Source organism: Rhizobium mongolense subsp. loessense (assembly GCF_900099775.1).
Lineage (GTDB): Bacteria > Pseudomonadota > Alphaproteobacteria > Rhizobiales > Rhizobiaceae > Rhizobium > Rhizobium loessense.
In genome coordinates this window covers 1,348,545-1,362,076 of sequence record NZ_FMTM01000001.1, presented here as the reverse complement: position 1 = coordinate 1,362,076, position 13,532 = coordinate 1,348,545, and the positions used below count along the sequence as shown (strand labels likewise).

Genomic DNA, 13,532 nt, shown 5'->3' with positions numbered 1-13,532 from the left:
CGGCTAACCAACTTTTGTGAGGAAGCCGTTGAGCGTCTCGATGATCTTGCGCCCGGCTTCCTCCAGCGAGCGACTGTTGTCTAGTTCGGTGACGTCGTAGTCGCCGCGTACGGTCAGCGGGCCGCGGGCGAGGCGGGCCATAATGTCTTCGTGCGTCTCGCGGCCGCGCGCTTCGAGGCGGCCTGCCAGCACTTCCGGGCGTGCGGTCACGTTGATGACCTTGAGGCGGGGAAAAACGGCATGGAAGAGATGGAGTGCCGAGCGTGAGCCGTTGGCGATTACCATATGGCCCTTGGCGAGCGCGACGGAAACTTCTGCTGGAATGCCGTATTTCAGGCCATGCGCTTCCCACCATACGGCGAAGTTGCCGGATTGCTCCATAGAGACAAAGCCTCCGTCGGAAACGGACAGATGATCTTCGCCGCCGGCATCGCGGTCCCGTGTGATGACGCGGCGGACGAAATGCACGTCGGGACGGCCGGCAAAATGCTTTGCCGCCAGGTTTATCAGCGTGTCCTTGCCGGCGCCGCTCGGGCCGACGACAACGACCATGATGCCTCGCTCTGTGCCGGGTACCAAGTGTGGCTCGTGCGAGGGGATCATGCGACCCGGCGCCCTTCGCGCCAGACGGATCGTGTCACCGGCACGCCCTCGTCGCGGAAGACGCGGACAAGATCGGCACGGAGGCCGGTGTCGATTCGACCGCGATCATTGAGGCTGACGGTGCGCGCGGGCGTGGCGGTCACCATCGCGATGGCCTTGGACAACGAAATGGTCTCCACCTCGTCGGCAAGAATGAAGGGTGCGTAGAGCAGGCTGAGTGGCACGTAATCGGAAGAGAGCACGTCGAGGACGCCGCGCTCTGCAAGATCGCGAGCGGCGATGTTGCCTGAGTGAGACTTGCCGCGCACGACATTGGGAGCGCCCATCAGTACGCTCATTCCATGCGCGTGCGATGCCTTGGCGGCGTCGAAGCTCGTTGGAAACTCCGCAAGGCGCACGCCGTTTTCAATCGCCTCGTCGACATGGGCAAGTGTCGCATCGTCGTGGCTAGCAACGGTGATACCACGCTCCTTGCAGACCTTGGCGATCGCGGTGCGGTGCGGCGTCGAATTGCGAGCGGATTCGCCGAGGCGCTTTTCGATGAAGCGCGCGAACTCCTCGTCCGAAAGGCCGCGCTTCTTCTGATAGTAGAAGACGTACTGATCCATCGTCTGGAACTGACGCTGGCCCGGCGCGTGGTCCATCAGCGAAACAAGGCGGACATAGGGATCGTCCTCGAAGTCCGCGAAATGCGCCAGCACGTTGTCGGCCGAGACTTCGCAGCGCAGGTGGATCAGGTGTTCCGCGCGAAGCCGGCCTTCCTGCTCGGCCTTCTGGATGGCGTCAGCCATCTCGCGCATTTCGCCGTGTTCAAAGCCACCGTCCTCGTCCGCGCCCATGCGCAGGCAGTCGAAAACGGTGGTGATGCCGGAGGTGACGATCTGGGCGTCATGGGCCTGGATGGCCGCCGTCTTGTTCCAGCGCAGGCCCGGGCGAGGCGAATAGTGGCCTTCCAGATGGTCGGTATGGAGTTCGACGAGGCCGGGGATGAGGTAATCGCCTTCGAAATCCTCTCCGATTGCCGAATTGCCCTCTGAGATATCGGCAATCCTGCCGTCGCGGATCAAAAGCGAGCCATTGACGATCTCGTCTTCAAGAACGATGCGGGCGTTGGAAAGGACTGTCTCTGTAGTCATCTGCGGATCTCTCAGGGTTTGGCGCCAGCAAGCGGCAGCCAGGAATAAATCTTGAACGGCTCGCCGCGCTCTTCTTCTATGAATACCGCGAGGCCGGAAATGGAAAGCGGCCGGCCGATGAAGGCGGCAAAACGCTTCTCCAGGATCGATTTCATCAGTGCTGAGCGCTCTTCCGGCACCTGGCCGGTCAGCGTCATGTGGAAACCGAAATCCTCCATCACATAGGGATAACCCCAGCGCATAAGGTTGGCGCGCTGGCTTTCCGTCAATTTTTCAGGCTTTCGCCTTGCAATATCGGCCTCGCAAAGCGCTGCGCGAAACGGCTCGAAGGACTTTACCACGCTTGCCGCGAAATCCTGAAGCGGCGCATGCAGAAAACCTGGAACGAGCGCAAAGAAGCGGCCGATCTGCCCGAGGACAAGTTCAGGGATTTCGAATGCCGGTGTACGGCCGGTGAAATCCTCGACCACAGTCATCAAGTCTCTCTCGGTGACCGAAGAGGCAAGCGCAAAAGGCGCCTTTATCGTCGCATGAAAGCCGTAACGGCGCGGATCGGCTGTCAGCTCGAACTGCTCTGCAGCCGGCATCCCATCTTCCTCGGGAGCCGGATAAGTTTCGCCCGCAAATGCGTCGCGCCCAAGCCAGATGGAGGCAGTGCCAGTCAGGGGATCGTTCTTTGGCGGCGTGAAATAAAGGGCGTAGCGCAAAATTCTTGTCCTGAAAAAAATGGTAGAGCAGAGCCGCAATGTCAGCGATTTGACGACGGACTGCAAGCAAGCTCCCCGGCTAAAAGATTTCCGTGACAGAATGATGATCAAGCGGCGACATAGAACTTTCAGCAGGTCTTGCCTGCGCCGTCGTGAACAGAGCTTTAGCCATCATGCCGGCAAAGGAAGTCTTCGGCCGACAGCGCCCGGAAATCCTCGAGCGCTGCGCGCAACCTTGAATGCTCCCAGTCCCACCAGGCAAGTTTGTCCATCCGCTCACCGATTTCCTTGGGGAAGCGTTCACGGATAAGCTTTGCGGGAACGCCGCCGACGATCGTGTAGGGTGCGACATCGTTCGAGACGACTGCGCCGGCACCGACCACCGAACCGTTGCCGACGGTGACGCCGGGCAGGATGGTGGCCCCGTGGCCGATCCAGACGTCATGGCCGATGACGACGCGGTTGGAGCGTCGCCATTCGAAGAATTCCGCCTCCATATTCGCATCCGGCCAGTAGTCCGCAGCGCGATAGGTGAAGTGATGCAACGTCGCACGCCATGTCGGATGGTTGGTCGCGTTGATGCGAACGGCGGCGGCAATATTTACGAACTTGCCGATCGTCGCGCACCAGATGGAGCCGTCCTGCATGATGTAAGAATAGTCGCCGAATTCGACTTCGCTGATCCGGCAGCGTTCGGACACTTCCGTATAACGGCCAAGCGTGACATCGCTGACGGAGGCAGTCTCATGAATATAGGGCGTTTCGCCAAGCTTCCGGCTCATGCTGCAACCGCCTTTCGCGGCGAAAACTGCTGGACGTCGAGGATGCGATCGGCGACCGCCTCTCGCACCTCCTCGTCATGGAATATGCCGAGAAGGGCAACACCCGCCTTTTTCTTCTCCGCGATCATGCTCACGACAACGGCGCGATTTGTTGCATCGAGAGAAGCGGTCGGCTCATCGAGCAGCAGCACCGTATGCTCTGTGATAAAACCGCGAGCGATGTTGACGCGCTGCTGCTCACCACCCGAGAAAGTCGCAGGCGGCAGTTGCCATAACGCTTCGGGAAGATTTAGCTTTTCAAGCAGTGCTGCCGCTTTCTCGCGCGCGCCGGCTGCGGCCTCTCCGCGAGCAACCAATGGTTCGGCAACGACATCGATCGCGGCAACGCGCGGCACGGTGCGCAGGAACTGGCTGACATAGCCGAGCGTATGACGGCGGACATCGATAACGGTGCGTGGGTCCGCAGCGGCAAGATCGACAACCCGGCCCTTGTGGCTGATCAGGATCTGTCCGGTGTCGACGGCGTAGTTGCCGTAAATCATCTTGAGCAGGGAACTCTTGCCGATGCCCGAAGGGCCGCCAAGCACGACGCATTCGGTGGCAGCGACGGAGAAGGCGACATCGGCAATGACCGGCAGCTTGATGCCATCGCGCAAATGCATGGTGAAGCTCTTCGAGACTTCGGAAACGACGAGGGGGGTTGCCATGATTGTTGCCTTTCAGACCTGCAGGATCGATGAGACGAGCAATTGCGTGTAGGGCTCGCGCGGGTCATCGAGCACGCGATCGGTCAGACCGTGCTCAATGACATAGCCATCCTTCATCACCATCATGCGATGCGAGAGCAGACGCGCGACGGCGAGGTCGTGCGTGACGATGATGCCCGAAAGACCGAGATCATTGACGAGACTGCGAACCAGATCGAGCAGGCGCGCCTGAACCGAGACGTCGAGGCCGCCGGTCGGTTCGTCCATGAAGACGAGCCGCGGGCTGGTGACAAGATTGCGAGCGATCTGCAGGCGCTGGCGCATGCCGCCCGAAAAAGCGCGGGGCTGGTCATCGATGCGGCCGGCGTCGATTTCGACACGCTCCAGCCAGTCGATGGCAGTCGACCGGATTTTGCCATAGTGCCGGTCGCCGATCGCCATCAGCCGTTCGCCGACATTGGCGCCGGCCGACACCGTCATGCGCAGGCCCTCGGCCGGATTCTGGTGCACGAAACCCCAATCGGTGCGCATAAGGAAGCGACGCTCCGCCTCGTTCATGCGGTAGAGATCGCGATAGTTTCCGTCGCGCATTTGATACTCGACGCTGCCGGTGGTCGGCATGAGGCGCGTCGAGATACAATTGAGTAGGGTCGTTTTGCCGGAACCGGACTCGCCGACGACGGCCAGCACTTCGCCCGGCCAGAGCTCGAAAGAGGCATTCCGGCAGCCGATACGATTGCCATAGAATTTCGAAACGTCGTTGACTTTGAGGAGAGGGGTGTCGGTCACTCCGCAGCCTCCTTCGGCGCAAGCATCTCGCCTGCATGTCCCTTCTCGCGACGGTGTTCGCAATGGTCGGTATCGGAGCAGACGAACATCCGGCCGCCCTTGTCGTCAAGGATCACTTCGTCGAGATAGACATCCTCCGCGCCGCAAAGAGCGCAGGGTTTGCCGAAGCGTTGGATTTCGAAAGGGTAGTCTTCGAAATCGAGGCTGACGACTTCCGTATAGGGCGGCACGGCATAGATCCGTTTCTCGCGGCCGGCCCCGAAGAGCTGAAGCGCGCCCGACAGATGCATTTTCGGATTGTCGAATTTCGGCGTAGGCGAAGGATCCATCACGTAGCGGCCGGCGACCTTCACCGGATAGGCATAGGTCTTGGAGATGCGGCCGTTATGGGCGATGTCCTCATAGAGTTTCACATGCATCAGGCCGTATTCTTCTAGCGCATGCATCTTTCGCGTTTCGGTTTCGCGTGGCTCGAGGAAGCGGAGCGGTTCGGGGATCGGCACTTGGTAGACGAGCACTTGGTTGGCTCCGAGCGTTTCTTCCGGGATGCGGTGGCGGGTCTGGATGATCGTCGCATCTTTGGTGTGGGTGGTCACCGCGACGTTTGCGACCTTCTGGAAGAAGGCGCGGATGGAGACAGCGTTTGTGGTGTCGTCGGCGCCCTGGTCGATGACCTTGAGCACGTCGTCCGGCCCAATGATCGAAGCGGTCACCTGCACCCCACCGGTGCCCCAACCATAGGGCATGGGCATTTCGCGCGAAGCAAAAGGCACCTGATAACCGGGAATCGCGATCGCCTTCAAGATGGCGCGACGGATCATCCGCTTGGTCTGCTCGTCGAGATAGGCGTAGTTGTAGTTGGCAAGATCGCTCATTCGGCCGCCTCCTTGATGGTGTCGCCGCCGGCACGGTTCGTTTCGAAGTCGCGGCGCATGCGGCGGACAAGGTCCAGTTCGGCCTGGAAATCCACGTAGTGCGGCAATTTCAGATGCTCGACGAAGCCGGTCGCCTGGACATTGTCGGAGTGAGAAATGACGAATTCCTCATCCTGTGCCGGCGCCGTGATGTCTTCCCCGAGCTCTTCCGCGCGTAGCGCGCGATCGACCAGCGACATCGACATCGCCTTCCGTTCGCTTTGACCGAAGACGAGGCCGTAGCCTCGTGTGAACTGCGGCGGTGCCTTGGCCGAACCCTTGAACTGATTGACCATCTGGCATTCCGTCAATTGGATCACGCCGAGCGACACGGCAAAGCCGAGTTCGGGAACGTAAAATTCCACGTCGACCTCGCCGATGCGAATTTCCCCCGTGAAGGGATGATTGCGGCCGTAGCCCCGTTGCGTTGAGTAGCCGAGTGCCAGGAGGAAGCCCTCATCGCCGCGGGCGAGCGCCTGCAGGCGAAGGTCGCGGCTCATGGGAAACTCCATCGGTTCACGGGTAAGGTCACCGATCACGTGGTCCTCCGGCATATCGCCGTCGGCCTCGATCAGCCCCTCCTGGCCAAGGATCTCCGACACGCGCATGATGCGGCCGGCTTCAGCCGGACGTTGCGCCGGTTCTTCAACAATCTCGTCGGAAAGCAGCGAAGGATCGAGCAGTCGGTGCGTGTAGTCGAAGGTCGGACCGAGAAGCTGGCCGCCAGGCAAATCCTTGTAGGTCGCCGAAACGCGGCGCTCGATCTTCATCGCCGCGGTGTCGAGCGGTTTGGAATAGCCGAAGCGTGGCAGCGTCGTGCGATAGGCGCGCAGCAGGAAAATTGCCTCGATCATGTCGCCGCGCGATTGACGGACGGCAAGTGCGGCGAGCCTGCGGTCGTAGAGCGAGGCTTCCGCCATGACACGGTCGACGGCAAGAGCCAGCTGTGCGACGATCTGGTCGATGCCGATCGCAGGCAGCGAGCGGTCGCCGCGACGGCGGTCGGCAAGCAGGCGATGGGCATTCTCGATGGCAGCCTCACCCCCTTTGACGGCAACATACATGGCTCACATCTCCGTTGCGATGATCTTGGTGGTGCGCGGCAAGCAAAGGAAACGGCTGCCTGCCGTCAGCACGAGGTCGATGCCACGCGGAAAGAGGGCGCGGTTTTCCGTCCAGAGCCGCAGGAACGTCTCCGGCAGGCCGATAGGCGCAATCTCGTTCACGCTTTGAATGCCGGGGCCTGTCAAGGCCAGCCGGCGGCCGCCTTCGAGTCCTGCAAGTTCGACGATCAGCGTCGTCGAGCGATCAGGATATTCCTGCGTGCCTAAGGCAAAGAGTCCGAACGAGGAAAGCGTCACGCCGTGCTCAATAAAGGCAAAGCGGGCTTCAGCCTTTTCCGGCGCCACGGGCGCGCCGGTGTGAAAGCCGAGCCAATCGAGCGTTGCGGATTTTGCAAGCCCGGAAGATAGCCAGACCGGTGTATCATGGTCGCACAGCGTGAGCGCAATTGCGCCTGCCGCTATGCCAAGTGGCGCAGGTGGCGCGACTTCGGGCGCGACGGTCTGGATCGTGCCAGGGCGCGCCATGCCATCCATCATGGTCTTGAAGACGCTTTGGGCGTGGAAGACCGGTTCGGCAAAACCACCCGTCAGGGCTTCTGTCTTGATGCTCATCAGTCGTCTCCGCGCACCATGGTGAAGAAATCGACCCGTGTCGCCGCCGTCTCGTCCGCCTTGCGCCGATCGACCCCAGCGATTCGCGCCGTGATCGGCGAAAGCAGCTTCTCCTCGACGAAATCCTTCATCCCATCGTCCTGCCACAGTGCGTCGAAGATCGCGGCAAGCCTTGCCTTTTCGCGGTCGGTACCGAGCGCCTGTGCATGACCCACGGCACCGGAACCAAGCCGTATTGTTGCGCGCGTAACCGTGACCTCGCCGAGATTGAAGGGGGCGCCGCCGCCGCCGATGCGGCCGCGCACCATCACGAGACCGGTTTCCGGCCCGCGCACCGGTTGAACCGCTGGCTTTTCAATGAGAGCGTCAAAGGCTTCAACGAGTTCGTGCCGTTCAGCCCGCGCGAGAAGATCGGCAACGCGCTTGCGGTCAATCTCTGGCAGGGTCGCAAGGCTCTTCTGTTTCGCTGATGTCATCGCCGTTCCTTTAAATGTCTATTGATATAGACAACCATACAAGGTATTTGTAGCCTTAAGGTGAGGACGTGACAAGCGTGTGACATCACTCAAGTGAAAGTGCAGGGCGGGAAAAAATGGCCGGGCTGAACCAGCTACAGAGACAAACGGGCGTGGCGCTATGGCGCCAGATCGCGGACCGTATTCGCGACGCAATCAGTGCCGGCGCTTATGACGAGACCGGCATGGTGCCGCCGGAAACTAACCTGGCGCTGCAATTCGGCGTCAATCGTCACACGGTCAGAAGCGCGCTTGCCGCCCTTGCTCAGGAAGGCATCGTGCGCGCGGTGCAGGGCCGCGGCACCCTGATCGAGCGGAAGGAGAGGCTGAATTTCCCGATCACGCGGCGTACGCGCTTCACCGCCGGTATTGGCGCTCAGGCGCGCGAGATGCGCGGCCTGCTACTCGACCATGCGGAAGAGAGGGCTGATGCCGACGTTGCGCGCTGGCTGAGGCTGAGGCCGGGGACGGCGGTGATCCGTCTCGAAACATTGCGTCTGGCCGACAAGCGGCCGGTATCTTGCGCAACGACATGGTTTCCGGCCGACCGGTTTGCCGGTATCGACGAAGTCTATCGCAAGACGGAATCGATCACCAAGGCCTTTGCCGAACTCGGCCTGCCGGATTACGTCCGCGCAACGACCGAGATTACCGCCGCTCACGCCGATTCACACGACATCAGCACGCTCGAATTGACGCCGGGCGCCATCCTGCTCATCGCCAAGGCAATGAATACCGATCTTGACGGCGTGCCGGTTCAGTATTCGATCAGCCGCTTTGCAGCCGACAGGGTGCAGTTCACGATAGAGAATTGAATTGAAAAAGCCGGGCAGCGAGCCCGGCTTTTGAATGAGATGTCGAAGGCTTAATGCGCCCCGGACATATCGCCGAGCACTTCCTTGGAAGCGACGGTGGAGTCGGCATTGAGCTTGTAAACCATGGGAACGCCGGTCGCGAGGTTGAGTGCCAGGATCTGTTCCTTGGTCAGGCGGTCCAGCACCATGACCAGCGAACGCAGCGAGTTGCCGTGGGCAGCGACGAGCACTTTTTCACCGCGTAGTACGCGTGGCAAAATCTCGGTGAGATAGTAAGGCCAGACGCGCGCGCCGGTGTCGCGCAAACTTTCGCCGCCAGGAGGCGGGACGTCGTAGGAACGCCGCCAGATATGAACCTGCTCCTCGCCCCATTTGGCGCGGGCATCGTCCTTGTTGAGGCCCGACAGGTCACCGTAGTCGCGCTCGTTCAGTGCCTGGTCGCGGATCGTCTTGAGGTCCGGCTGGCCGATTTTGTCGAGAATGAGCGTCAGCGTGCGCTGCGCGCGCACGAGCGCCGACGTGAAGGCGATATCGAATTTTATGCCGTAGTCGGCAAGCGCCTGCCCTCCGGTATTGGCCTCTTCGATACCGAGTTCCGTGAGGTCCGGATCCTTCCAGCCGGTGAAGAGATTTTTCAGGTTCCAGTCGCTCTGGCCGTGGCGAACGAGGACGAGGGTGCCGCTCATGGAATATGCCTCCGTAATGAGATCAATGTGAGGAGAGCCCGAGCACGTCGAGCATGGAGTAAAAGCCGGGCTTCTTGTCGCGTGCCCAGAGCGCCGCCTTGATGGCGCCGCGCGCGAAGATCGAGCGGTCAGCGGCGCTGTGCGACATCGATACAATCTCGCCTTCTCCGGCGAAGAGAACGGAGTGTTCGCCGATTACCGAACCGCCGCGCAGCGTCGCAAAACCGACCGTACCCGTCTCGCGCGCGCCGGTATGGCCGTCGCGGACGCGGACCGATTGCGACGACAGGTCGATATTCCGGCCTTTGGCGGCAGCTTCTCCCAGAAGCAGTGCGGTGCCCGACGGCGCATCGACCTTGCGCCTGTGGTGCATTTCGAGGATTTCGATATCCCAATCGGCAGCATCGAGCGCTCGAGCAGCCTGCTCCACGAAAACGCTGAGAAGGTTCACGCCAAGGCTCATATTGCCCGATTTCACGATACGCGCATGACGCGCTGCTGCCGCGATCTTGGCATTATCCGCATCCGAACACCCGGTGGTGCCGATGACATGGACGATGCGCGCCTGAGCGGCCAGCGCAGCAAATTCGGTTGTCGTCCCGGGCGTTGTAAAATCCAGGACGCCGTCGGCATGAAGAAAGGCCGCGAGAGGGTCGTCCCCAATGGTGACGCCGTTTGGTCCAAGGCCCGCGATTTCGCCTGCATCCTTGCCAACGAATGGCGAGCCGGGCCGGGCCACGGCCGCATGAAGCGTGACACCTTCCATGGAATCGATAAGCCGGATCAGCGTTTGTCCCATGCGACCCGCTGCCCCAATCACCACCAGCTTCATCGCAGCATCGCTCATGTCAGCTCATAATCCGTGTCAAAAAGAATCCGAGGCGGCGGGCCGCTGAAGATTGTTGAGGCGAGCGTAAAGTCCGTCGTTGCGCTTCGCAAGCGTCTCGTGATTGCCTTCTTCGACGACACGGCCCTGTTGCATCACGACCATCTTGTCGGCACGTACGACCGTCGAAAGACGATGGGCGATGACGACGACGGTGCGGCCGGTCATCGCTTCATCGAGCGCCCTCTGCACGGCCGCTTCCGATTCCGTATCGAGTGCCGATGTAGCTTCGTCGAGAAGCAAGATCGGCGCTTTCCGGACGAGCGCCCGGGCGATCGACAGTCGCTGGCGCTGGCCGCCTGAAAGCGTCACGCCGTTTTCGCCGACAGGTGTGTCGTAGCCGTCGGGTTGCGCGAGGATGAATTCATGGGCGTAGGCAAGGCGGGCGGCCTCTTCCACCTCGGCGTCCGTCGCTTCCGGCCGCCCATAACGAATGTTTTCGCGGATCGTGCCTTCGAAGAGATACGGCTGCTGCGACACATAGGCGAGTTGCTGGCGAAGCGACTGTTTGGTGACGTGTGCAATATCCTGGCCATCGATGAAAATCTGCCCGCTCTTCGGGTCGAAGAAGCGCGGTATGAGATTGATGACCGTTGATTTGCCGGCACCGGAAGGGCCGACAAGCGCCGTCGTCTTGCCGCCCTCTGCAACAAAACTCACGTCGTTGAGGATCGGATCGGCACTGTAAGCAAAGGATACGCTACGGAATTCGATGCGGGCTTTCGTCACGTTCAACGGCTTGGCATCAGGAAGATCGCGCTGACGCGGCTCCATGTCGAGTAGTTCGTAGATCATGCGGGCATTGACGACGGCGCGCTCCAGCTGAACCTGCAGTCTTGCAAGGCGGCGGGCGGGATCGTAGGCGAGCAGCAATGCCGTTACGAAGGAGAAGAATGCGCCCGGCGGCACGTTATGATAGATCGAACGGTAAGCGGCATAGGCAAGGATGCTGGCGACGGCGAAACCGGCGAAGGTCTCCGTCATCGGCGCATTGCGCTCCGAGAGGCGCGCGATCCGATTTGCGCGGTTTTCCGCAGCCCCGACAAGCTTGTTGAGCTTACGTACCAGTTCGCCTTCCATCGTGAAGGCTTTGACGATCGCAATTCCCTGGATCGTTTCCTGCATTGCGCCCAAGACGTGGCTGTTGAGATGAATCGCTTCCCTGGTCACCTGACGCAGACGCTTAGAAAGATATCGCAAGCCGTACAGGAGTGGCGGAGCCAGGATGAAGACTGCAAGGCTTAGCAGCGGATCCTGAAAAACCATCACGCCGAGCAGCGCGATGAACGTGAGCAGGTCTCGCGCAGTCGACGTGATGGTCAGATTCATGACATCGCGGATGCCGCCGACATTCTGGCTGACTTGCGCTGCGATGTGTGCCGAACGGGCTTCGTTGTAGAAGCCGACGGAGAGCGTCATCAGGTGGGCATAAAGGCGCCGCTGGTAGCGCGCCACGATGTTGTTTCCGATTCTAGATAGAGCCACCGCTTGGCCGTAGCTCGCAAAGCCACGCAGTACGAATGCGATGAAGATCGCAAGACAAATGATCCAGACCATGTCCGCACGGCGATTGGCGAAGGCTTCGTCAATGATGACCTTCATGATCCAGGCGGTGAACGCAGTCGAAAGTGCGACAACAACGAGGCAGCTGATCGCGAAAGCATAGCCCCCAATATGATCACGGCCGTTTTCGGCGATGATGCGCTTCAAGACGCCGGTGATGGTATCGCTGCTGACGGTGCGCTTCTTGTTCGCGGACGATTCCAAAAATAAAGCTTCCTGTCTCGGACTACGTGCGCCAGATGAGCCGCGCGCTTGGGGCGGCTCTATAAAGAGTTGGCGCGCTTTTGGCTAGAGCGGCACTATCGGCGCCAGCGGCGGCCCTCGGTTGAGACGCCGAAGCTTGCGGGCTGGCGGGCATAGAAGGAAAGCCCAGCAAGGGCTGCAAGCGGGTGAGTCACCACATAAGTCGGAATCGCCCTCAGCCAGTGCGAGTGCGGCGCTTTGTCCTCGAACGCGGCGCGGAATTCCGACCTCCTCAATGCCGGCAGGATCTTCTGCGAGATGCCGCCTGAAAGATAGACGCCGCCCTTGGCCATGAAGATCATCGCCAGATCGCCCGCGAGCCGGCCAAGGTAAGTTGAAAAAAGCGAGATGGTCTCCACGGCGGTCTTGTCGGTTCCAGCAAGCGCATGAGAGGTGATATCGGCTGGATCGTGGTATTTGGAAACAATCCCGTCCGCCTTGCATATCGCGCGGTAGAGATTGACGATACCGCGTCCGCAAAGGATCTGCTCGGCTGCGACGCGGCCCTCGATAGTCTCGATATATGGGAAGATTGCCAGGTCGCGCTTGCTGCGTGGTCCGAGATCGACATGGCCGCCTTCGCCCGGCACGGGAATCCACGAGCCTTGCGCACGCACGAGCCCGCCAACGCCGAGGCCGGTTCCGGGACCGAGCACAACACGGGAAGCGACAAGCTCTCCGGATGCGGCGCCAATGCGCTCGCGATCGTTCTCACCGAGGGCGGAAATCGCCAGTGCCTGCGCCTCGAAGTCGTTGATGACAACCACGTCCTCGATGCCGAGACGTTCAAGCATCGTATAAGGACGGACGATCCAGTCGCAATTGGTCAGCGGAATTTCATCGCCGTTGATCGGGCCGGCAACGGCGAGAATAGCCGCACGCGGGCGCATGTCCGTCTTTGCAAAAACGCCCTCCAGGATCGCTTCATCGATGGTTCCGAAATCGGCTGTGCGAACGTTCGGGAAATTGACGGCCTCGGCCGAGGCGTCCCCTAGAATGGAGAAGCGCGCATTCGTTCCGCCGATATCGCCAATCAGGATCGGAAAAGGCAGGTGGGCATTGCTGGTGTTGGGCATGGACATAGCCGGTTCCGTGTCTAGGCGTGCAGAGTCGGGATGAGCTTTTCGGCGGTCGCTTCGTTCAGCGCCATTGGAATATCGTAAACGATCGCAAGCCGCATCAATGCCTTCACGTCAACATCATGCGGCATCGGCGTCAATGGATCGACAAAAAATTCACCGGTCGAAATCAATGCGCCGATCTGCTGATCGCCGCCAAGCGGCCCGCTCTTCAGCCGAGTGACATCGAGCTCGGGCACCGCATCGAGGACGCGGCCGCCGGTTGTTCCGGTTGCCACGATCTTCCATTTGGAAAGCGGGTCTTTGTTGCGGCGGGCAAATTCCGCCATCTCATTCTTCTTCTGGTCATGCGCAATCAATGCGAGGCATTTGCCGCCGGCCATGAAAAAGAACCTCCATCCCATGAATTCAATCGATTTGGCCGCTTCTAT

The 13,532-nt window shown here is 60.5% G+C and carries 16 protein-coding genes; 1 reads left to right on the top strand and 15 read right to left on the bottom strand.

The features are described from left to right. Window positions 1-3: 3 nt before the first annotated feature. From phnN to phnG, 10 genes are all read right to left on the bottom strand, one after another. Window positions 4-603 (bottom strand): phosphonate metabolism protein/1,5-bisphosphokinase (PRPP-forming) PhnN, encoded by a 600-nt coding sequence (gene phnN, locus BLP23_RS06920; protein ID WP_092584080.1) that lies wholly within the window; start codon window positions 601-603, stop codon window positions 4-6. Next, on the bottom strand, window positions 600-1,739 hold the full coding sequence (locus BLP23_RS06915) for an alpha-D-ribose 1-methylphosphonate 5-triphosphate diphosphatase (protein WP_092584079.1): 1,140 nt from the start codon (window positions 1,737-1,739) through the stop codon (window positions 600-602). Before BLP23_RS06915 ends, phnN begins: the two co-directional genes overlap by 4 nt. A gap of 11 nt (window positions 1,740-1,750) precedes the next feature. Beyond that, on the bottom strand, window positions 1,751-2,446 hold the full coding sequence (locus BLP23_RS06910) for a DUF1045 domain-containing protein (RefSeq protein WP_092584312.1): 696 nt from the start codon (window positions 2,444-2,446) through the stop codon (window positions 1,751-1,753). A gap of 164 nt (window positions 2,447-2,610) precedes the next feature. After that, window positions 2,611-3,228, bottom strand: coding sequence for a DapH/DapD/GlmU-related protein (locus BLP23_RS06905; RefSeq protein ID WP_092584078.1), 618 nt, complete (start codon window positions 3,226-3,228; stop codon window positions 2,611-2,613). Beyond that, window positions 3,225-3,935 carry a phosphonate C-P lyase system protein PhnL gene (phnL, locus tag BLP23_RS06900; protein ID WP_092584077.1) on the bottom strand — a complete coding sequence of 237 codons (711 nt, stop codon included), beginning with the start codon at window positions 3,933-3,935 and terminating at the stop codon, window positions 3,225-3,227. Before phnL ends, BLP23_RS06905 begins: the two co-directional genes overlap by 4 nt. A gap of 12 nt (window positions 3,936-3,947) precedes the next feature. Then, window positions 3,948-4,724 carry a phosphonate C-P lyase system protein PhnK gene (gene phnK / locus BLP23_RS06895; protein ID WP_092584076.1) on the bottom strand — a complete coding sequence of 259 codons (777 nt, stop codon included), beginning with the start codon at window positions 4,722-4,724 and terminating at the stop codon, window positions 3,948-3,950. Further along, complete coding sequence (locus BLP23_RS06890; protein WP_092584075.1) at window positions 4,721-5,599, bottom strand: alpha-D-ribose 1-methylphosphonate 5-phosphate C-P-lyase PhnJ; 879 nt, start codon at window positions 5,597-5,599, stop codon at window positions 4,721-4,723. The genes phnK and BLP23_RS06890 overlap by 4 nt, the downstream gene beginning before the upstream one ends. Continuing rightward, window positions 5,596-6,702 (bottom strand): carbon-phosphorus lyase complex subunit, encoded by a 1,107-nt coding sequence (locus tag BLP23_RS06885; RefSeq protein ID WP_092584074.1) that lies wholly within the window; start codon window positions 6,700-6,702, stop codon window positions 5,596-5,598. Before BLP23_RS06885 ends, BLP23_RS06890 begins: the two co-directional genes overlap by 4 nt. A 3-nt stretch (window positions 6,703-6,705) precedes the next feature. Next, window positions 6,706-7,314 (bottom strand): phosphonate C-P lyase system protein PhnH, encoded by a 609-nt coding sequence (gene phnH / locus BLP23_RS06880; RefSeq protein ID WP_092584073.1) that lies wholly within the window; start codon window positions 7,312-7,314, stop codon window positions 6,706-6,708. Continuing rightward, window positions 7,314-7,790, bottom strand: a complete 477-nt coding sequence (gene phnG / locus BLP23_RS06875; protein ID WP_092584072.1) for a phosphonate C-P lyase system protein PhnG — start codon at window positions 7,788-7,790, stop codon at window positions 7,314-7,316. Before phnG ends, phnH begins: the two co-directional genes overlap by 1 nt. Window positions 7,791-7,906: 116 nt before the next feature. Between phnG and phnF the strand changes: the two genes are divergently transcribed. Next, window positions 7,907-8,644 (top strand): phosphonate metabolism transcriptional regulator PhnF, encoded by a 738-nt coding sequence (phnF, locus tag BLP23_RS06870; RefSeq protein WP_092584071.1) that lies wholly within the window; start codon window positions 7,907-7,909, stop codon window positions 8,642-8,644. Window positions 8,645-8,694: 50 nt separating this feature from the next. Here phnF and BLP23_RS06865 read toward each other — a convergent pair whose 3' ends face one another. The 5 genes from BLP23_RS06865 to BLP23_RS06845 form a co-directional block, all read right to left on the bottom strand. Beyond that, window positions 8,695-9,330: a 2,3-bisphosphoglycerate-dependent phosphoglycerate mutase gene (locus tag BLP23_RS06865; protein WP_092584070.1), complete on the bottom strand. Its 636-nt coding sequence runs from the start codon at window positions 9,328-9,330 to the stop codon at window positions 8,695-8,697. A gap of 22 nt (window positions 9,331-9,352) precedes the next feature. Then, a complete protein-coding gene (gene dapB / locus BLP23_RS06860; RefSeq protein ID WP_092584069.1) occupies window positions 9,353-10,177 on the bottom strand; it encodes a 4-hydroxy-tetrahydrodipicolinate reductase in 825 nt (274 codons plus the stop codon). Between the two features lie 18 nt (window positions 10,178-10,195). Beyond that, the gene (locus BLP23_RS06855) at window positions 10,196-11,983 is read right to left on the bottom strand and encodes an ABC transporter ATP-binding protein (RefSeq protein ID WP_092584068.1); all 1,788 of its coding nucleotides are present in this window, start codon (window positions 11,981-11,983) and stop codon (window positions 10,196-10,198) included. Window positions 11,984-12,078: 95 nt separating this feature from the next. Then, window positions 12,079-13,104: a glucokinase gene (locus BLP23_RS06850; protein ID WP_092584067.1), complete on the bottom strand. Its 1,026-nt coding sequence runs from the start codon at window positions 13,102-13,104 to the stop codon at window positions 12,079-12,081. A 14-nt stretch (window positions 13,105-13,118) separates the two neighbouring features. Next, a complete protein-coding gene (locus BLP23_RS06845) occupies window positions 13,119-13,484 on the bottom strand; it encodes a methylglyoxal synthase (protein WP_092584066.1) in 366 nt (121 codons plus the stop codon). Between the last annotated feature and the right edge of the window lie 48 nt (window positions 13,485-13,532).